Annotated in this window: 15 protein-coding genes; 9 read left to right on the forward strand and 6 right to left on the reverse strand. The window is 59.4% G+C overall.

The features are described from left to right. Window positions 1-79: 79 nt before the first annotated feature. The 4 genes from KGB28_RS27055 to KGB28_RS27070 form a co-directional block, all read right to left on the reverse strand. Window positions 80-985, reverse strand: coding sequence for an AraC family transcriptional regulator (locus KGB28_RS27055; protein WP_223448606.1), 906 nt, complete (start codon window positions 983-985; stop codon window positions 80-82). 61 nt (window positions 986-1,046) lie between these two features. Then, window positions 1,047-1,937 (reverse strand): phospholipase, encoded by an 891-nt coding sequence (locus KGB28_RS27060; RefSeq protein WP_223448607.1) that lies wholly within the window; start codon window positions 1,935-1,937, stop codon window positions 1,047-1,049. 105 nt (window positions 1,938-2,042) lie between these two features. Further along, window positions 2,043-3,341 carry a glycosyltransferase gene (locus KGB28_RS27065; protein ID WP_223448608.1) on the reverse strand — a complete coding sequence of 433 codons (1,299 nt, stop codon included), beginning with the start codon at window positions 3,339-3,341 and terminating at the stop codon, window positions 2,043-2,045. A gap of 74 nt (window positions 3,342-3,415) precedes the next feature. After that, complete coding sequence (locus tag KGB28_RS27070; RefSeq protein WP_150723788.1) at window positions 3,416-3,778, reverse strand: response regulator; 363 nt, start codon at window positions 3,776-3,778, stop codon at window positions 3,416-3,418. 257 nt (window positions 3,779-4,035) lie between these two features. Between KGB28_RS27070 and KGB28_RS27075 the strand changes: the two genes are divergently transcribed. The 6 genes from KGB28_RS27075 (at window position 4,036) to KGB28_RS27100 (ending at window position 13,569) form a co-directional block, all read left to right on the forward strand. Then, the gene (locus KGB28_RS27075) at window positions 4,036-7,524 is read left to right on the forward strand and encodes a response regulator (RefSeq protein WP_223448609.1); all 3,489 of its coding nucleotides are present in this window, start codon (window positions 4,036-4,038) and stop codon (window positions 7,522-7,524) included. Then, on the forward strand, window positions 7,524-8,357 hold the full coding sequence (locus KGB28_RS27080; protein ID WP_223448610.1) for a CheR family methyltransferase: 834 nt from the start codon (window positions 7,524-7,526) through the stop codon (window positions 8,355-8,357). The genes KGB28_RS27075 and KGB28_RS27080 overlap by 1 nt, the downstream gene beginning before the upstream one ends. Next, window positions 8,354-8,947, forward strand: a complete 594-nt coding sequence (locus KGB28_RS27085; protein ID WP_223448611.1) for a chemotaxis protein CheB — start codon at window positions 8,354-8,356, stop codon at window positions 8,945-8,947. Before KGB28_RS27080 ends, KGB28_RS27085 begins: the two co-directional genes overlap by 4 nt. Further along, window positions 8,941-10,122: a hybrid sensor histidine kinase/response regulator gene (locus tag KGB28_RS27090; RefSeq protein ID WP_223448612.1), complete on the forward strand. Its 1,182-nt coding sequence runs from the start codon at window positions 8,941-8,943 to the stop codon at window positions 10,120-10,122. Before KGB28_RS27085 ends, KGB28_RS27090 begins: the two co-directional genes overlap by 7 nt. A 77-nt stretch (window positions 10,123-10,199) precedes the next feature. Beyond that, entirely contained in the window at window positions 10,200-10,577 is a 378-nt protein-coding gene (locus KGB28_RS27095) for a response regulator (protein ID WP_223448613.1), read from the forward strand. Between the two features lie 118 nt (window positions 10,578-10,695). Beyond that, the gene (locus KGB28_RS27100; RefSeq protein ID WP_223448614.1) at window positions 10,696-13,569 is read left to right on the forward strand and encodes an RHS repeat domain-containing protein; all 2,874 of its coding nucleotides are present in this window, start codon (window positions 10,696-10,698) and stop codon (window positions 13,567-13,569) included. Between the two features lie 32 nt (window positions 13,570-13,601). Here KGB28_RS27100 and KGB28_RS27105 read toward each other — a convergent pair whose 3' ends face one another. Together KGB28_RS27105 and KGB28_RS27110 are read right to left on the reverse strand one after the other, a co-directional pair. After that, a complete protein-coding gene (locus KGB28_RS27105) occupies window positions 13,602-15,272 on the reverse strand; it encodes an ATP-binding protein (RefSeq protein WP_223448615.1) in 1,671 nt (556 codons plus the stop codon). A gap of 227 nt (window positions 15,273-15,499) precedes the next feature. Next, on the reverse strand, window positions 15,500-16,555 hold the full coding sequence (locus KGB28_RS27110; RefSeq protein WP_223448616.1) for a tetratricopeptide repeat protein: 1,056 nt from the start codon (window positions 16,553-16,555) through the stop codon (window positions 15,500-15,502). Between the two features lie 215 nt (window positions 16,556-16,770). Here KGB28_RS27110 and KGB28_RS27115 point away from each other — a divergent pair, with 215 nt between their 5' ends. The 3 genes from KGB28_RS27115 to KGB28_RS27125 are packed head-to-tail and all read left to right on the forward strand — an operon-like array spanning window position 16,771 to window position 20,066. Further along, on the forward strand, window positions 16,771-18,906 hold the full coding sequence (locus tag KGB28_RS27115; protein ID WP_223448617.1) for an FUSC family protein: 2,136 nt from the start codon (window positions 16,771-16,773) through the stop codon (window positions 18,904-18,906). Beyond that, window positions 18,896-19,096, forward strand: coding sequence for a DUF1656 domain-containing protein (locus KGB28_RS27120; protein WP_223448618.1), 201 nt, complete (start codon window positions 18,896-18,898; stop codon window positions 19,094-19,096). Before KGB28_RS27115 ends, KGB28_RS27120 begins: the two co-directional genes overlap by 11 nt. 4 nt (window positions 19,097-19,100) lie before the next feature. Further along, entirely contained in the window at window positions 19,101-20,066 is a 966-nt protein-coding gene (locus KGB28_RS27125; RefSeq protein ID WP_223448619.1) for an HlyD family secretion protein, read from the forward strand. Window positions 20,067-20,151 lie beyond the last annotated feature (85 nt).

Below are 20,151 nucleotides of genomic sequence, written 5' to 3' on the forward strand. Positions count from 1 at the left end.
GTGTGTCAGTTTGCAAAATATCGTCTGACACGACGCCTTCGCGAGCAAGCCCGCTCCCACAGGGATTTGAGGTGTGACTTCAGCCCATGTTTTGCTCGGTCAACCGCTGCACCACCAGCCGCCGGTAATGCGAAGGCGTCATGCCCTTGAGCTGCTGGAAGCGCCGGTTGAAGTTGGAAATATTGTTGAAGCCCGATTCGAAGCAAACATCGGTCACCGACTTGTCGCCATCGGCCAGCAACTCGCAGGACTTGCTGATGCGCAGGCGATTGACGAACTCGACGAAATTGCGCCCGGTGGCCTGCTTGAATACGCGGCTGAAATAAGTCGGTTTCATGCCCAGGTGCTCGGCGACTTCCTCCAGCGTCAAGTCCCGGGCGTAATGGGCGAAAATGTAATCCACCGCGCGGTTGGTGCGGTCGATGTTGTGTTCGTCGGCCAGTTGCGGGGTCGTGGCACCGGATAGCAATTGGTAGTCGTCGGTGGCCGCGAGCAATTCCAGCAGAATGAAAAAGTGCCCGAGCCGGGTGATGCCGGTGGTATCGGCAATGCGCTGCATCAAGTTCATGGCCTTGCCGATGGTGTGCTTGCAGCGAAACTCGATGCCGTACTGCGCGCGCTCGAGCAGCGGTGCCAGGGCCTTGAGTTCGGCGAACACCGGATAGCCGCTGTCGAACAACTCGTCGGTGAAGTTGACCAGCATGTCGCGCTTGGGCACCACTTCGTCCTCGGCCACCTGGCTGATCCAGTTGTGGGGCAGGTTGGGGCCGGTGAGAAACAGTGTCTGGGGATAGAAGTTGCCGATGTAGTCGCCGATGAACACCTTGCCGGAACTGGCGACGATCAGGTGCAGCTCGTATTCCTTGTGGAAATGCCAGCGCACCAGCGGGCAGGGAAAACCATGCTGGCGATAGATGATGGACAAGCCGTTGTGGTCGTCCATCAGTTCATAGGAAGGATCGGTGACTCTGGCGGTGCGGGTCATGTCAGGGCGCTTTTGTAATTATCCCGCCCGGATCATGCCCCTTGCCGCACGGCTAACGCTACTACCGTCGGTGCGTCTGTTCATGCAAGGCACGGCCGTACACCGCTTTCATGCTGGTGGCGCTCCGGCAATAACGGACGATGTCGGACTCGTCGAAAAAATCGGTGCTGATGATGCTGCAACGTGTCACCCAGTTTCCCGTGGTGTTGAACCAGCCATTGATCTGCCGCTTGATATGCCCGGGCCCGCCCAGCAGCGAGTACGTGATCGCGGACAGTGACCAGAGGAAGGTTTCGTAGGGCGTATCTTCCAGGGTTTGCGCGATGTAGCGTTGCAGCTCGGCGGGTGCGGAGAACGTGTTGTCGCGCCACTTGTGCGGGATGCGTGGCCAGAAGTACTCGCCATCGAACTCCGCCAGGGCGGGCGCCGCCATGATCACCCGGCGATGCCTGCTCGCAGTTTTCAGTTCTCCAATCGTTTTGAAGCCGTCGTCAGGCAGGATGGTCCGCTGCCCGAGACGACGCACGAGCCAGTCACTGAGCCTTTGATGATCGAAAGGTTGATTGCCGTCAGCCAGTTGATGGAAGTCCAGCACAATGAATTCGTCCGGGTTTCGATCCAGGAACAGCAGCACCGCGTCGATGAGATCGTCCAGTACGCGATGCGAGCGATAGCCGTTGTGGTGGAAGTAGAAGCCCGATCGAGCCGCACCGTCCTTGTAGCCCAGGCGGATGTCAAAGGCGCGGGCGCCGTTGGCCAGTTGCCAGGAGAACGTGTCGTTCTGACAGGCGGTCCAGTTGCCGGTCACGACGTCGTAGTTCGGCGCTTTCTTGTCCATGCCGGCGTTATGCACGCCAGGCCAGACGATATCGGTGAGCTTGAGTTGATTGATCTCGAGGGTGTTGCTCATCCAGGTTTGCTTGTCGAGCAAACCACGCGTGTTGCCGGTCATGGCCATTCCTTGTGCGAAACACCCCATCCATAGGGTGTGAAGCGCTCAGGTTAACCGGTCGGGTACGGCAAGGGCGGTAACTATGTATTGCACAAGGAGAGTGGGCTACTCCTGATTAAGGCGGTTCTTCGCCTCGATCCATTGCGCCATGTATTGAGTGCTCTTGTGCTGGTGATGACGCAGCATGCTGCCGGTAAAGTTATCTCGTCTTATGTTTGCCAGATCCCGTTGGCAATCGACCAGCCGCTGGATCAACGCCGGGCCATGAACGGATTTCCGGTAGCGGCCGGCAAGCAGGGTTTGCCCGTGCGCCTGGGCGCCCAGCCAGCGGGTCTTGTCGTTGTGCAGTTGCACGGCATGATCGGCGAACTCGCGTGCCGAACGGGTCACTGCACCGGGCCATGCCTCTTCGCCATGCATCGCCTCGGCACCTACTGGCGTCGTCACATTCGGTGTGCCACAGAGCATCGCATCGACAATCTTGCCTTTGATTCCCGCGCCAAAACGCAGAGGCGCCATGCAGACCCGCGCCGACGACATGACTTGCAGGGCGTCTTCTGCCCAGTTCATGACATGAAAACCCTGGGCCGGGTTATGCAGGGCAGTCGCCTTGGGTGGCGTGTAGGCACCATAGATATGCAATTGAGCGCCGGGTATTTGCTCGCGAATCAGCGGCCAGATCGTGGTTTTCAACCAGAGCACCGCATCCCAGTTGGGCGCATGGCGAAAGTTACCGATATGAAGAAAGTGTGCCCGGTCTTCAAACGGTACCGGCGCATTGGTCGGAACATCGACCATCAATGGGCACCAGTGCAACAGGTTGCGCGCAAACCTGAATTGCTCGACCAGCAATTCGATTTCCACCTCGGAAACCATCAGCGTCAGATCACAACGATAAAATGAGGCGATCTCGCGCTTCGCCATATCGGTATTGGCCATGTGTTCGAACTCTTCGCGCGATGCCGGGGCGAACAGGTCGCTGAAGTCATTGTTGTCGTCACTGGCCTTCAAACGCTCCTTGAGGCGTTGATGCCGACCCTGCCGGAGGCTTTGCAGGTCGCAACTTTCGAGCACGCGCAAGGCATCGGGGCAATGCTTCTCGACCCGCCAGCCGAACTGTTCCTCCATCATGAATTGATCGAACAAAACGATGTCCGGCGCCAGTTCGCTGATGAATGCGTCGAAACTGCTGTTGTTCAGCTCGATGGGGACCTCGCGAATACCCAACGCCGTCAGGTCTGCGCGTTGCTCGCCGAAGCCCGCCGGGCTGCTGAAGGTGATGTCCCAGCCTTGTTCCAGGAACACATCGAGAATTTGCATGACATGCCCGCTGGCCGCCGAAGAGCGGGGCTCGGGCCAGACGTAACCAATGACCAGGACTTTGGTTGCGTGGGGCTCAATCATGGACGGGAATTCCTTGAAGCGAAGACAGGGCAGGGACGAAAAAGGCGCGCATTAAACCACAGCGCAGCGCAGTGTCACCCGAGAATGCCTTTGACCTTGTCGCGCAACTGATCAATGGAGAACGGTTTGCCGATCAAGTGCATGCCTTGAGGCACTTCGATGTTTTCGGCATACCCGCTGGCAAACAGTATTGGAAGGGCTGGACGTAACGCACGGGCTTGATTGGCCAGTTCGCGGCCGTCCATGACCGGCAGGCCAACATCCGTCATCATCAGGTCAATGTGTTGGTTCACGTCCTTGAGGGTCTCCAGCGCCTGTTCACTGCCATCGGCTTCCAGCACCTTGAATTCCAGTTCCTCCAGTACGTCGACGATCAGCATGCGCACGATGGCATCGTCTTCGACGACAAGGATGGTGGAGGCGTTGGCGGATGACATAGTCGAATTCCCGAAAAAGATTGGCATTGCCGGTCGCTGGAAATCGTCGGCCTCTTGCATGAGTAAGTGGCGGATCCCGACAAGTTCCCTACGTTGTAAAAAAGAATTGCAGTGCAGACCACGCAAGGATAACCCGTGGCCTGGAACGGGCGCAGCGCAATGTAGGACCTTGCGCGCAAACATGTCAGAAAATTGGATCAATGTGCCAGTTTTGGGGCAAACTCCTTGAAATCTGACAGTTCGACAAGGCCTGCCCCATGCCCTCCGCGTCCTCGGTTGATGAACAACGATTTCGTAAACTCCTGAGCCGCAACATCAGCCTGCCTTTGGGGCTGGGTCTCATCAGCGCCGTGTTCTTCGTGTCGCTGATCAGCTATTTACTGTCGACGATCCAGTGGGTGGAGCACACCGACCGGGTGATCAATAACGCCAATGAAGCGGTCAAGCTGACCGTGGACCTGGAAACCGGGATGCGCGGTTTCCTGCTCAGTGGCGACGAACATTTCCTCGACCCCTACGAAACCGCCAAGCCACGCATCGCCGTGGCGCTCAACACCATGCTCGAACTGACCGCCGACAACCCGGTGCAGACCGACCGCTTGTTGCGGTTGCAGGCCTTGCAGCAGGAGTGGACCGACTATGCACAATCGATGATCGATTTGCAGCGCCGCAGCGGGGACTATCGCGCCGTGGTCAAGGCCGGACGCGGTAAACGCCTGACCGATGAAATTCGCAAGCAGTTCGAGGCGGTGATCGACACCGAACAACAGTTGCGTGCATCGCGCAATGATGAAGTGCGACGTACCACGGTCATGAGCATCAGCCTCTACCTGTTGTTCATTGCCGGGGTCAGCGGGTTGCTGGCGTATGTCGGGCGCCGCGATTTGTTGACGCTGTCGCAGAACTACAGCGTCAACCTTGCCGCCCAGCAGGCCAGCGCCCGTCGTCTGGAACAGCAGGCCTGGCTGCGCAACGGCCAGACCGAGCTGGCCGAGCAGGTGTTGGGGCAATTGAGCCTGAACATGCTCGGTCGCAACATCCTGCAATTCTGCGCGCAGTACCTGGGCACCGCCGTGGCGGCTATTTATGTGCGCGAAGACCACGGCGGCCTCAAGCGTATCGCCACCTACGGTTTTTCCCGCGAACAGCAAGAGCGTGAACAGCAGATCTACAGCGACGAAGGCATTGTCGGCCAGGTGGCGCAGCAGGCACGGCTGATTCGCCTGGACGAGGTGCCGGGGGATTATTTCAAGGTCAGCTCCGGCCTCGGTGACGGTTTGCCGCGCAGTGTTCTGGTGGTGCCAACCAGCGACGACGAGCGGGTCAATGGCGTGATCGAGTTGGGCTTTCTGCGTCCACTGACGGACCGTGACGTTGAATTGCTTGAGCTGATTGCCGGCAACATCGGCACTTCGATCGAGGCGGCACGCTATCGCCAGCGTTTGCAGGAGGTGTTGGCCGAAACCCAGCAACTCAACGAAGAATTGCAGGTTCAGCAGGAAGAACTCAAGACCGCCAACGAAGAGCTCGAAGAACAATCGCGGATTCTCAAGGAGTCCCAGGCGCACCTGGAAACCCAGCAGGTGGAGCTGGAGCAGACCAACGAACAACTCGCCGAGCAGGCACAAGCACTGGCCGAGCAACGCGACGCCATGGACTTGAAGAATACCGAGCTCAATCAGGCCCAGATCCAGCTTGAAGAACGCGCAGTAGAATTGCAGCGATCGAGCAAGTACAAGTCCGAATTCCTCGCCAACATGTCCCATGAGCTGCGCACGCCGCTGAACAGCTCGTTGATCCTGGCCAAGCTGCTGGCGGAAAACCCGCAGGAAAACCTCAGTGCCGAGCAAGTCAAGTTCGCCGAGTCGATCTACTCCGCCGGCAATGACTTGCTCCACCTGATCAACGACATTCTGGATATTTCCAAAGTCGAGGCCGGCAAGCTGGAAATCCATCCGGAGAACACCAGCGTGGTGCGTCTGGTGGATGGCCTGCGCGGCCTGTTCCAGCCGTTGGCTACGGACAAGCAACTGGATTTCCAGGTGGATATGCAGGACGGTGCGCCGCTGATGCTGTACACCGACCGCCAACGCCTGGAGCAGGTCCTCAAGAACCTGTTGTCCAACGCGGTGAAGTTTACTGAAAGCGGCAGCGTCAGCCTGTCCGTCGACACGGCGCCGAATGACGGCATCGCGTTCAGCATCCGCGATTCCGGGATCGGCATCGAGGTCGATCAGCACGAAAGCATCTTCGAAGCGTTCCGTCAGGCCGATGGCACTACCAACCGGCGTTACGGCGGCACCGGGCTGGGCTTGTCGATCTCCCGTGACCTGGCGGCCTTGCTCGGCGGCTCCATCAGCGTGAGCAGCGCGCCGGGGCAGGGCAGTGTGTTTACCCTGGTCTTGCCGCAGCAGTACGTGGAACCGGGCGAAGTGCCAGTCGAACCGATGCGAGCCGTTCCTGTGGCCGCGCCGAGTGTATTGCCGCCCACGTTGTCGCCACGGGTGGCCGAAGTCGATATTCCGCGTTTTGACGACGATCGCAACAAGGGGCCGTTCACCAGCCGCTGCATGCTGGTGGTGGAGGATGAGCCGAACTTTGCGCACATCCTCTACGACCTGGCCCATGAACTGGGTTATCAGTGCCTGGTGGCCCACGGTGCCGACGAAGGCTACGACCTGGCCAAGGCGTTCATCCCCGATGCGATCCTGCTGGACATGCGCCTGCCGGATCATTCCGGCCTGACCGTGCTGCAACGCCTGAAGGAACACGCCGAAACCCGGCACATCCCGGTGCATGTGATTTCGGTCGAAGACCGGGTCGAGGCGGCGATGCACATGGGCGCCATTGGCTATGCGGTCAAACCGACTACCCGCGAGGAACTCAAGGACGTGTTTGCACGCCTCGAGGCCAAGCTGACCCAGAAGGTCAAGCGCGTGCTGCTGGTCGAGGACGACGACTTGCAGCGCGACAGCATTGCCCGCCTGATCGGCGACGATGACATCGAGATCACTGCCGTTGGCCTGGCGCAGGAGGCGCTGGATCTGCTACGCACGTCGGTCTTCGATTGCATGATCATCGACCTCAAGCTGCCGGACATGCTCGGTAATGACCTGCTCAAGCGCATGTCCACCGAAGACATCTGCTCGTTTGTGCCCGTCATCGTCTATACCGGGCGCAACCTGACCCGGGATGAAGAGGCCGAACTGCGCAAGTATTCGCGTTCGATCATCATCAAGGGCGCACGCTCGCCGGAGCGGTTGCTGGATGAGGTGACGCTTTTTCTGCACAAAGTCGAATCACGGTTGTCCCATGAACGGCAGAAGATGCTCAAGGTCGCCCGCAGTCGCGACAAGGTCTTCGAGGGCCGCAAGGTGTTGCTGGTGGATGACGATGTGCGCAACATTTTCGCCCTCACCAGTGCGCTGGAGCAAAAGGGCGCGGTCGTGGTCATTGGCCGCAACGGCCGTGAAGCGATTGAACGATTGAATGAGGTGCAAGACATCGATCTGGTATTGATGGACGTGATGATGCCCGAAATGGATGGCTTTGAAGCCACCGTTGAAATCCGCAAGGACCCGCGCTGGCGCAAGTTGCCGATCATCGCGGTGACGGCCAAGGCCATGAAGGACGATCAGGAGCGCTGCCTGCAGGCCGGCGCCAACGATTACCTGGCCAAGCCCATCGACCTGGATCGCCTGTTTTCGCTGATTCGTGTGTGGTTGCCGAAGATGGAACGGATCTAGTGGAGCGCAATTCCTCAGTGGAGCGAAACAGCGAAATCGAATTGCGGTTGTTGATCGAGGCGATCTACCTCAAGTACAGCTACGATTTTCGCGATTACTCCGGCGCTTCGATCAAGCGCCGGGTCAACCACGCGTTGAGTCAGTTCGAGTGCAATACCATCTCGGCGTTGCAGGAAAAGGTCCTGCACGACCCCACCGCCTTCATGCAATTGCTGCAATTGCTGACCATTCCGGTCAGCGAGATGTTTCGCGACCCCTCGCACTTCCTGGCCATCCGCAAGGAAGTGGTGCCGCTGCTGCGAACCTACCCCTCGATCAAGGTCTGGATCGCCGGGTGCAGCACCGGTGAAGAGGTGTATTCGATGGCCATTCTGTTGCGAGAAGAGGGCCTGCTCGACCGCACGATCATCTACGCCACCGACATCAATCCGCGCTCACTGGAAAAGGCCAAGCAAGGGATTTTCTCGATGGAGAATGTCCGCGCCTACACTGCTAATTACCAGCAGGCCGATGGCCAGTGCTCGTTTGCCGACTATTATACGGCGGCCTATGGGTACGCGATTTTCGACAAGACCCTGCGCGAGAACGTGACCTTCGCCGATCACAGCCTGGCAACGGACAGCGTATTCTCCGAAACTCAATTAATTTCATGTCGTAACGTACTGATTTATTTCAATAAAAAACTTCAGGATCGGGCATTCGGACTTTTTCATGAGTCCCTCTGCCATCGCGGTTTCCTGGTGCTGGGCAGTAAGGAGACCCCGGAATTTTCAGCCTGCGGCAATCAGTTCGAGCCGTTGGTCAAACAAGAACGGATCTATCGAAAATCATGAAGCGTGCAACGAGTTTGCCGGCTATTGAAGCGATCGTGATCGGTGCCTCCGCCGGTGGCGTCGAGGCGCTGTTGAACATCCTCGGCCCGCTGCGCGAAGGTTTCGCACTACCGATCATTGTCGTGCTGCACCTGCCGGACGAGCGCTGCAGCCAGCTGGCGGACGTGTTTTCCCGCCGGGTTGCCCTGCCGGTGCTGGAGGCGTGCGACAAGACCGCGGTCGAGGCCGGCACGTTGTATTTCGCCGCGCCCGGTTATCACCTGTCCGTGGAGCGGGACCGCAGCTTTTCCCTGAGCCTGGAGCCTCGAGTGCATCATTCGCGACCCGCTATCGATTACTTGTTCGAATCGGCCGCCGATGCGTACGGCGCCAACCTGGCTGCGGTATTGCTCACCGGCGCCAACCGCGATGGCGCGCGCGGGCTGGCCCAGGTCAAGCAGCGCGGTGGCATGACCATCGTGCAGGACCCGCAAGAGGCTCAGGTCGCCACCATGCCCCAGGCTGCGCTGGATATGCAGCAGCCGGATCACATACTTCCTGTACGCGGCATCGGCCGTTTGCTTGTCGAGCTGGAACGAATCGCATGCTAAGTAATATCCAGGCCAAACTGCTGATCGTGGACGATCTGCCAGAGAATCTGCTGGCGCTCGAAGCGCTGATCAAGCGTGAGGACCGCATCGTCTACAAGGCGCTGTCCGCCGACGAAGCCTTGTCCCTGCTGTTGCAACACGAATTCGCCTTGGCCATCCTCGATGTGCAGATGCCCGACATGAATGGCTTCGAACTGGCCGAGTTGATGCGTGGCACGGAAAAAACCAGGAATATTCCGATCGTTTTCGTCAGCGCCGCCGGGCGTGAACTGAACTACGCGTTCAAGGGCTATGAAAGCGGTGCCGTGGATTTCCTGTACAAACCGCTGGACATCCAGGCGGTCAAGAGCAAGGTCAATGTGTTCGTCGACCTGTATCGCCAAAGCAAGGCGATGAAGGAACAAGTGCTGGCCCTTGAGCAAAGTCGCCGCGAACAGGAGACCCTGCTCAAGCAACTGCAAAACACCCAGCTGGAACTGGAACAGGCGGTGCGCATGCGCGATGACTTCATGTCCATCGTCGCCCACGAGGTGCGCACGCCGCTCAACGGTCTGATCCTTGAAACCCAGTTGCGCAAGATGCACCTGGCCCGGGACAACGCCGCCGCCTTCACCCTGGACAAGATGCACGCCATGGTCGACCGCGATGAGCGGCAGATCAAAAGCCTCATTCGCTTGATTGAAGACATGCTCGATGTCTCGCGCATTCGCACCGGAAATTTGTCGATCCGGCCGACGCGCATCGATCTTTCGACGCTGGTTCGTGACCTGTTGCACAACTTTTCCCGGCAGATCGACGCCGCCGAGGCCTCGGTCACCCTCGATGCCGCGCAACCGGTGATCGGAAACTGGGACGAATTTCGTATTGAGCAGGTCATATCCAACCTGTTGACCAACGCCTTGCGCTACGGGGCCAAGAGCCCGATCTCGGTGAAGGTCTACAGTGAAGGTGGCCAGGCGCTGGTGGACGTGCAGGATCAAGGGATCGGCATCAGCGAAGAAAACCAGAAACGGATTTTCCAGCAGTTCGAACGCGTATCCGCCAAGCACGCCGTCGCCGGGCTGGGCTTGGGATTGTTTATTTCAGAACAGATTGTGGCCGCCCATGGCGGTACTATTACCGTCCAGAGCAGGATTGGCGAAGGCGCCTTGTTTCGCGTTTGTCTGCCGCTGTAGGAAAACAACCAGATAAACGCAACCTCTGATCGACCCCACGGTCGTATCAGCAGCAATTGACCGAACAAAGGCTTCCCATGAGCGAAGATGCACAAGATGTAGTACTCGTCGTCGAGGACGATCCCTCGATTCTGATGGTGCTGTCCGCTTATCTGTCGGGCGAGGGTTACCGCGTGTTGCAGGCCGAAAACGGCGAACAGGCTTTTGAAATCCTGGCGAGCAAACCGCACCTGGACATGATGATCACCGACTTCCGCCTGCCAGGTGGGATCTCCGGCGTGCAGATCGCCGAGCCCGCCGTGAAGTTGCGACCGGAACTCAAGGTGATTTTCATCAGCGGCTATGCCCAGGAAATCCGTGAGACCGACAGCCCGATCACGCGCAAGGCGCCGATCCTGGACAAACCCTTCGATCTGGATCAATTGCAGGAACTGATGCAGGACATGCTTTCGTAAGAGCATTGGCCGGGCGCGTACCTGTAATTTCTGACAGTTGACGGTGGTGCGGTAACGGCAGATAAACGTTCCGGATGTCATGTGGCTAACCCCTGCATGTGAATCCGGAGCGAGTGCGATGCACAGACATACACCGACACTTTCAGTGATTGATCCGCGTCGCGCCGTCGTACGTGAGATCGCCTATCATCGGCGCTCGGACCAGCAAGCCCCCGAGGCTCGCATCACCCAACATATCTACAGCACTCCAAACCGAGTCAGTTACAGCCGCGATCCGCGGCTTTTTGCCCTATTTGAAGGCGATAAGTCCACTCCCGCCAATCAAACCACAATCACCACGCTCACCGGGCAGCCTTTGCTCTCTGTGAACCTGGACGCCGGATGGCGGGTTAGTCTTTACGGGGCGGCCCGGCAAAGGCTGGAAGATTGGGACCAGAAACGTAATCACCTGCGCATGGCCTACGATTGCTTATTGCGCCCAGAGGGTGTTTTTGAGTCGGCGACAGGTGAAGAGCAGCGCACGGCTTGTTTTGCGTACGGCGACGATTCGCAAGAGTCCGCCAGGCACAATCGCTGCGCTCAGTTGATCCGTCACGATGACGGTGCGGGTACTCAGCACTTCAGCGAATTCAGTGTGTTCGGTGCATGTTTGCAGCAGACTCGTCGCTTTCTGGCGCAGATTCAATTGCCTGACTGGCCAGTGAACGAAACCGAGCGCGATAAATTGCTCGAGCCTCAAGGGTCGTTCACACAAACAGGGTTTAACAGTGTGGGCGAGTCGGTACGTCTTGTAGACGCATTGGGCAATGAGCAAAACCAGCGTCAGAGCGTCGCCGGGGAATTGTTGGAAACACGCATCAAGCTGTTCGGAGCCCATGACGAAATCACGCTTGTAAGTGACATTCGATACAACGCCTGGGGGCAAACAGAGCAGCAAACGGCCGGCAATGGCGTAGTAACCCGTACCGTTTTCGATCCCGAGGATGGGCGCCTGACAACGCTGCAAGCGCAACTGACAAGCCAGCCGCCGTTGCAGCATCTGACGTATGCCTATGATCCAGTCGGTAACCCGGTTCGTATCACTGACGCCACCCAGTCGACCCGCTACTCGCGCAATCAAAGCGTTGCCGCGGCCAGCACCTGGCAGTACGACACCCTCGGCCAACTTATCCAAGCCAGCGGTCGACAACGCTGCAATGCCTCGGGCGGCCCCCATTTACCTGCATTCGTTTCGCCACCGGACCCAGGCCAACTGGAGAACTATATCCAGACGTTCGACTACGACGCCGGTGGCAACCTGGAAATCCTGCATCACCACGCTGACAGCGCAAGTCGAACCGAGCGAACGGCCGTTGCTACCTTGAGCAATCGAAGCCTGCCTTGGGGCGATGGCATCGAATCGCCAGGTGACAGTGAAATTGATGCTGCTTATGACGTCTGCGGCAATCTCAAAGTGCTGCAACGGGGACAGACACTGCACTGGGATGCACACAACCGCCTGCGTCAGGTCGATCAGGTGGTGCGCGAGGACGAACCAGCAGACACGGAGATCTATGTCTATGACGGCGATGATCAACGCGTACGCAAGATCCGTACGGCTTATACCGGCACATTGAGCCGTACCCATGAAACCCGCTACTTGCCGGGTGTGGAGATTCGTACAGGCCCCGATGAAACCCTGAATGTCATCAGTGTCCAGAGCGGCCGATGCAGCGTGCGGATCCTGCACTGGGAAAGGGGGGCACCACCGGAAGGTGCCCGGCATCAGCTGCGTTACTGCCTTGCCGATCATCTGGAATCCAGCACGCTGGAACTGGATAAAGACGCCAGACTCATCAGCCAGGAGAACTACTATCCCTACGGCGGCACAGCCTGGTGGGCAGGCAGGGACAAGATTGAGGCCAACTACAAGACGATTCGTTATTCAGGGCAGGAAAGGGACGCGACGGGACTGTATTACTACGGTTTGCGGTATTACATGCCGTGGCGACAGCGCTGGCTGAGCGCCGATCCGGCAGGGGCGATAGATGGGTTGAACCTGTATCGGATGGTGGGGGGCAATCCGATCGGGCATGTCGACTGGCTCGGATTGGCCAAAACCCGGATTGGCACTGTAAAGCGCGTTACGGCGACCCTCGCTGCAATTGGCCGGGGAGCCGTCAAGGGGGCTGCGGGATATGGCGCAAAGCAACTGGTAAAAAAGGCGTTGAGCGCATCGCTGGGGCAACTGGCACGTTATCCCGTTGCAATCATGTCAGGTGTGGCGGCGGGCTATGTCGGTGGCTCGACCGTGGCCCATGTTCTGGATCGCGAAGGTGACAGCGGTTTCCGCAAAAACCTGACCGTGGCGGGTGTGGGAATTGTCAGCTTTGGTGTGGGTTTCACCGCTGCTTTAACAACGCCCGACCCAATCGGCATCGTTGAAGGGGTGGTTAAATCAATGGGTTCGAAGGTGGTTGGGCGGGTAGTTTCCCGAATAGGCCCTACCATTACTCCCGACATCAGTACGCGAGGTGCGCTGGCCGTTGATACGATTGCCAATTTGAGCGGCAACATAGTTAAGGGTATGTGGTCCGCAAGCGCGCCTGAAGGCGTTCATCCAATACTGAATACTGTGGCCGGTGTCGTGATGAAAATGGCCGTAGGCGACGCGATTCGCGTTGTGGGAGGTGTGGACTCTCAACTCAAGAAAAGTAGGCATCAACGATTGATAGCGGTGCCAACAGGGGAGGATTTGATAAACGCCGGGAAATCGTTGATTCACGATGCAGCGGTACAGTCGGTTTACAAACTGGGCAATACCGAAGTCGACAACGGGCTGACGGCTGTTTTGGGGGCGCAGACCTCGGAGTCGGCATGGCGGGCTGGGCTTAGACAGTTGAAACCCGCTAATGAGGTCGGAGCTATCGGGATTTACTTGTACAAAGAGCAGAGTAACGGGCAGGGGATCACGGAGCATAAAAAACGCCCCTTTACGATGATGCAGGTATGAATTTAGGAACATTGCGGTGCCACTACTCGCGTTCAGGCGCGGATCATCTCCCTCACCTTCGCCGTCAACAAATCAAAGGTAAACGGCTTGGTGATCAACTGCATGCCCGGATCGAGGAACCCGCCGCGCACCGCGGCGTGCTCGGCGTAGCCGGTGATGAACAGCACCCTGAGGTCGGGCCGCAGTTGCCGGCCGATTTCCGCCAGTTGTCGGCCATTCATGCCGGGCAGGCCGACATCGCTGATCAGCAGGTCGATGCGCTGGGCCGAATCGAGAATCGGCACGGCGCTATCACCATCACAGGCCTCGACGAAGGCATAACCCAGATCGCTCAACACCGTACTGACCAGGACCCGCACCGCCGGATCGTCCTCGACAATCAACACCGTCTCGCCATTATTGGCGAGCGGTGAATGTTCGACGTCCAGTGGATGGTCCCGGGGCAGGTCGCCACCAAAGCGCGGCAGAAACAGACTCACCGTGGTGCCTTTGCCCACTTCGCTGTGGATGGCGACGTGGCCTCCCGACTGTTTGCTGAAACCGTAGATCATCGATAGCCCGAGGCCGGTGCCCTGGCCGATGGGCTTGGTGGTGAAGAACGGGTCGAAGGCGCGGTTGATGGTGCTTTGCGGCATGCCACAGCCGGTGTCGGTGACGCTGAGCACCACGTAGTCACCCGCATCGAGATTGCTCTGGCCTTGGGTGAAGTCCTCGTCAAAGTGCTGGTTCGAGGTAGAGACCACCAGTCTGCCGCCATTGGGCATGGCATCGCGGGCATTGATCACCAGGTTGAGCAGGGCGCTTTCCAGCTGATTGGGGTCGGCTTCGGCCACCCACAGTTGCTCGTCCAGTTGCATGTCCAGACGAATGCTTTCGTTGATGCTGCGCTGCAGCAGTTCATCCATGGAGATCACGAGGCTGTTCATCTCCACGGGTTTGGAGTCCAGCGACTGACGGCGGGAAAACGCCAGCAGGCGGTGAGTCAGGCCTGCCGCGCGGTTGGCCGAAGTCACCCCCAGATCGATCAGGCTGTCCAGGTCTTCGGTTCGTCCCCGGGCCAGGCGTCGGCGCAACAATTCCAGGCTGCCGATGATGCCGGTCAGCATGTTGTTGAAATCATGGGCGATGCCGCCGGTGAGCTGGCCGACTGCTTCCATCTTCTGTGACTGACGCAACACTTCTTCATTGTGGCGCAATTGCGCGGTGCGCTCTTCTACCTGCTGTTCAAGGGTTTCAAGGGTGTATTGCAGGCGCAATTTGCTCTGGCTCAGGTCAATCAGGCGATCCCTGGCTTCGTACTGTCGTCGACGCCCACGCAAGGCGGTGGTGACCAGACTGATCAGTGTGACCGGGTGAAAAGGTCGCTCAAGGAAGGTGACGTTGCCCAATTGCGCGCCGAGGCGTGATGCCGGGTTCTGTTGCGGGCCACCATGGTGTGTCATCAACACGATCGGCAGGTCCGACCACGCGGGCTGCTGTTCAATCAGGTGAATCAGCGGTTCGAGATCAGCACCCAGCAGCACCTCGCAAGAGATCAGCAGCAGGCCGGCACCCTGTTCCAGTTCGGCGCACAATCCCGGCAGGTCGCGACTGATCACTCCTTCGAACCCTGCCTTTTTGAGCATCATCAAGGTCATCTGGCCGTCGCGCCCCCGCGGTGCAAGGATGATGGCGCGTTCAGGTGTCGCTTGCACGGCCTTCACGGGATATCGTCCATCTGCCATTCATGGGACAAGGCGCCGTCGAGGATAGCGTCCAGACCTTCGATACCGGTGGCGGCCTTGGCTCGGTTCAAATCGTTGGATAGAGACAAACCAGCGTCCTCACATGGCCAGGGTCAACGAGACAGCCGCTGCGAAGTGCCGCAACGGGCTGCCTTTTTCACTTGACCCTTGGCCGGGACGACGGTTCAACGAAATTTCAGGCGGGGTCAAAGCCCTTGTTGCAACGACGGATCATCGGGGTTCATCTGTTCGAGTTGGGCCAACAGGATCTGCACGTTTTGCAGTTGCCCGCTTTCCTTCCAGTAATTGATCAGCAGCACCCGTGCCTTGCGATCGTTCGGGTGGCGCTGAACGATTTCCTGCAACTGTTTCTGCGCCGCTTCGAGCTCCTGCTCTCCGTGCAACGTGGTGGCCAGGTCGTAGCGGTAATCGCGGTTATTGGGCTCAAGTTCAACGGCCTTGGACAGGCCGAGCAGGGCGAATTCGCTTTGCTCGTGATGCAGCAGCCAGAGCCCCAGGGCGTGTTGCAGGTAGGCCGAGTTGGGTTGCGCCTGCAGTTGCCTGGCCAACAGTTGCCGGGCGGCGTCGTTCTGGCCCTGTTTATCCAGCACCTCGATTTGCAGCACCAGCGCCGGCAAGTTGTCCGGCGCCAGGCGCAGGGTGTTGTCCAGCGCCTGTTGCGCTTGCTTGAGCTCGGCGTTGTGCAGGTGCAGCCGGGCCAGTTGGTATTGATTTTCGGCGCTTTGGGGGGCGCTCTTGAGCACTTGCTCCCAGGCATCGATGGCTTGCTCCAGCGGCCCGAAATACAAACCCAGTTCATCCGGGGACAACCCCAGCAGCGCGTTGATCGCCGCCAGCCGCACGCTTTGTTCGCTGTCATCGAGCAAGGGTCCCAGCAGCAGACTGCGTTGGCCGCTCGGTACCAGGCCACTGATGCTCCTGATCGCCGCGATACGCACTTCGGGCGACTCGTTCTGCAAGTCGGCATCCGCCAGTTTCAGGGCCACCGAGCTTGGGTAGTTGGGCAGTTCGGCATGCAGCCAGACACGACGCTTGGGCGACAGGTCCGGACGGGCCAATTGCTGATAGAGCACCCGCGCGGCACCTGGTTTGCCGCCCCGGGCTGCCGCCAGCGCTTCGCTGTAGCCATGCTGGATAGCCTCGGGAACCACCGGGGTGGTATCGCGCAGGGAAAACCACACAAGGCCGATGACGAGCAGGGCGAAAAGGCTGATAAACAGATAGCGGCGGGACTTGGGCATGCAGGAATCCGGAAACTGGCGAGCTTAGGCAAAGGCGCCAGCTTCGGTCAGGCCAGGCCTTGAGTCAAACCTTGACGACGCTCACGCTCGATCCAAACGGTTGAACAGCCCTTCAGGAGGCAATCAACGGGCCTGCAAGCTGCGTCGACAGCAAAACCTCTCGAGGCCCCGCAGCAGTGACTACGCTTGCTGGAGGTGTTTCGACGAGTGTTCCCATGCAAGCGTTGTTGCAGTACTTCAAGGCCATGCTCCACCCCGGGCCAGGGGTGTTGCTGTTTGCCTTGCGAACCATGGCGGCCGGGTTGTTGACCCTGTACCTGGCGTTTTTGTTCGACCTGGACCAGCCCAAGTGGTCGATCATGGCCGTGGTCATCATCAGCCAGCCACTGGGCGGCATGGTGCTGGCCCGCAGCTTTGGCCAGGTGATCGGCACCACGACGGGCGCGGCCGTGGCGGTGCTGATCATGGCGATCTTTCCCCAGGCGCCGTTGCCGTTCATCACCACCCTGGCGTTGTGGCTGGCGTTGTGCACCGCCGGTGGCACTTTGTTGCGCTATACCAGTTCCGGGGCGTTTGTCCTCAGCGGCTACACCGCCGTGGTGGTGGCCTTGCTGGCGGTGCCGGACCAGGACGGCATGTTTTTGCTGGCGGTGACCCGCGTCACCGAGACGTTGCTGGCGGTTGCCTGTGTGTGCGTGGTCAGCCTGCTTACCGCCAGGCCGGAAGCCGTGGCCCGGGATTACTTCGCCAGGATCGATCAAATCACCCGGTTGCTCGCCACCCATGCCAGCGCCGTCATCCGCACCGAAGAGAGCGAAGCCGATTTCCAGCAGCGGCAAATGCAGCTGTTGGGCCAGATCAGCGGCCTGGAGGGCGTGCGCCGGCACATGTACTACGATGCGCCACGGTTGCGCAGTGCCAACGGTCTGGTGCAACTGCTGGGCAACCAATTGGTGTTATTGACCGCACGGCTGACCGCCTTGCGCCACCAGCGGCTGCTGTTGACCGAGCGCTGGGAGGGCGAGTTGCCAGAAGAAATTCAACGGCTGCGTGCCGAAGAACTGGCCTTTCTCGATGAACTGGCGCGGGAGGGGCGTTCGCTGTCCAGTGACAAGCGCCACCATTTCACGTCGCTGCAACAACGCTTTGATGAGCTGGCCTACAGGGCCGAACAATTGACCGAGCCGCTGCCGGCCACCTTGCGTTCGCTGGCCTGGTCTCTGCGCTGGGAGCAGGCGCGCCTGCTGCAGCAACTGGAGCAGATTCTGGAGTTGAGTGATGCCATCCAGAGCGGGCGACCGGCCAGCAGCGTGTATCGCGGGCGGGAAAACCCACTGCACCTGGACTTCACACTGGCGACCATGAACGCCGTCCGGGCCTTTTCCGCGCTGTTGATCGCTGGCCTGATCTGGATCGAAACCGGCTGGGACGGTGCGCGAGGCGGGATGGTGCTGGTGGGCATCCTTTGCTCGCTGATGTCGACGTTTCCCCGCCCGCTACTGGCCGTTCAAAGCTACGCGAGGGGATTCGGGCTGGCACTGGTGGCCTCGGCGCTCCTTCAGTTCATGTTTGTGCCGATGATCAGCAATTTCGAGATGCTTGCCTTGCTGTTGGCGCCCTTGCTCTACGCCGTTGCGGTGGGGCTGGCCAGTCCACCCACCACAGGCACCGGCATTGGCCTGGGGCTCACGACCTTTCTGTTGCTTGGCCCGTTGAATGTGGGGATTGGCCAGAACACCGCCATCCAGTGGTTTGAGTTTGCTGGCGCCTATACCTGCGCGACCGTGCTGGCCTTGAGTGTCTACGCGCTGATCTTTCCGTTCATGCCGGATTTGCGCATGCGCCGGCTCCACAAAGAGAACTGCGAGCAGGTGTACGCCTTGCTGAAAACCTCGGCGAGCGATGAACAGCAGTTTGCCTTCGAGAGCCGCATGGTTGATCGCCTGACCATGATGCTGGGGCTGCTGCCGGCGACCCGGGAGCCACAATCGCGCGAGCGGTTTCAAGTCAGCCTGGCCTGCATGGCATTGGGTATTGCCTTGAATCAGCTCAGGCAGCAGGGTCAGAACAATGCACTGCTGAATCCGGATCTGCAAAGTCGCCTGTTTTCGACAGTCCGGGAAACGGGCAGGCTGGTCGCCGGCCGGCCCGGGGTCGAAGTAGCGCAGGTGCTTGATAGCCTGCACACACTGGGCGACGACCTGGATGCCCTGCATACCGATATTCATGAGCGCTTGTGGTCGGTATTCCGTATGCGCGTGGCGCTGTTGATCGTGGTGTCGTTCGTCGAGCGTTATCGCGGCTACTTTCAACCCTCAGGCCTTGAAGGAGACCCTGTCCTTGCCCATTGATCTGGAAATGGGTGGTGCCTATCTGCCCCCGATTGCCCAGGCGCTGCTGCTGGGCTTGCCGATTTTCCTCCTGCTGGACTGGACGTTGCGGCGCCTCGGTGTGCTGCAGTTCGTCTGGCACGAGGCGTTGTTCGAAGGCGCGCTGTACGCCTGCGTCTGCGCCACGCTGATTCTGGTCATGGGAGCCTGATGCCTTGAAGAACATCCTTTCCCGACTCTCGACGGTGGCAGTGGTACTGCTGGCCTTGATCCTGGGCTGGTTCGCCTGGGAGCATTACACCCGCGCGCCCTGGACCCGGGATGCCCGGGTGCGTGCCGATGTGGTGACCTTGTCCGCCGACGTCTCGGGGCGAATCGTCAGCCTGGCCGTGCAGGACAACCAGCATGTAAACAAAGGCCAGGCGCTGCTGGAGATCGATCCGGCGCGTTACACCCTGGCGGTGGAGCATGCCAAGCGCGCGGTGGAGGTGGCGAAAGCCTCGCTCGGGCAGGCCCAGGCGGCCATTATCGCCAGTGAAGCGTTGCTCAAACAACGTCAGAGCGAAGAGCAACGGCGGCGCACGCTCAAGGACCGTTCGGCGATTTCCGGCGAAGAGTGGGAAAAAGCCAACACCGATGTGTCAGTGGCCCAGGCTGATTTACTGCGTAATCAGGCAAATCTCGTGCTGGCCCACGCCAACGTGCAACTGGCCATCGCGGCGTTGACCCAGTCCGAGCTCGATTTGCAGCGTACCCACGTCGTGTCCCCGGTGACCGGCTATGTCACCAATCTGCTGACCCGGGAGGGCGACTACGCCGCGGCCGGCGGTCCATTGCTGGCGCTGGTGGACAGCGACTCGTTCTATGTCAGCGGTTACTTTGAAGAAACCAAGTTGCCGCGGATCGGGGAGGGCGACCGGGTCAAGATCGAGTTGATGAGTGGCGAAACGTTCGGCGGCAAAGTGCAGAGCATCGCCTTCGCCATTGCCGACCGGGAAAACCTGCCCGGTGGCCGCCTGCTGGCGAATATCAACCCCAGTTACACCTGGATCAAGCTGGCGCAACGGGTGCCGGTGCGGATCGAGATCGATGCCGACTATGCCGGTAAAAACAACCTGAGGGCCGGGACCACGGCCACTGTGACCGTCCAGGAAAACCATCGGACTGAGGATCACCGCTAACCCTTGTGGGAGCGGGCTTGCTCGCGAAGACGGTGTGTCAGGCAATACATATGTTTACTGACGCACCGCCTTCGCGAGCAAGCCC

Source organism: Pseudomonas sp. BF-R-19 (assembly GCF_019956445.1).
GTDB lineage: Bacteria > Pseudomonadota > Gammaproteobacteria > Pseudomonadales > Pseudomonadaceae > Aquipseudomonas > Aquipseudomonas fluorescens_BH.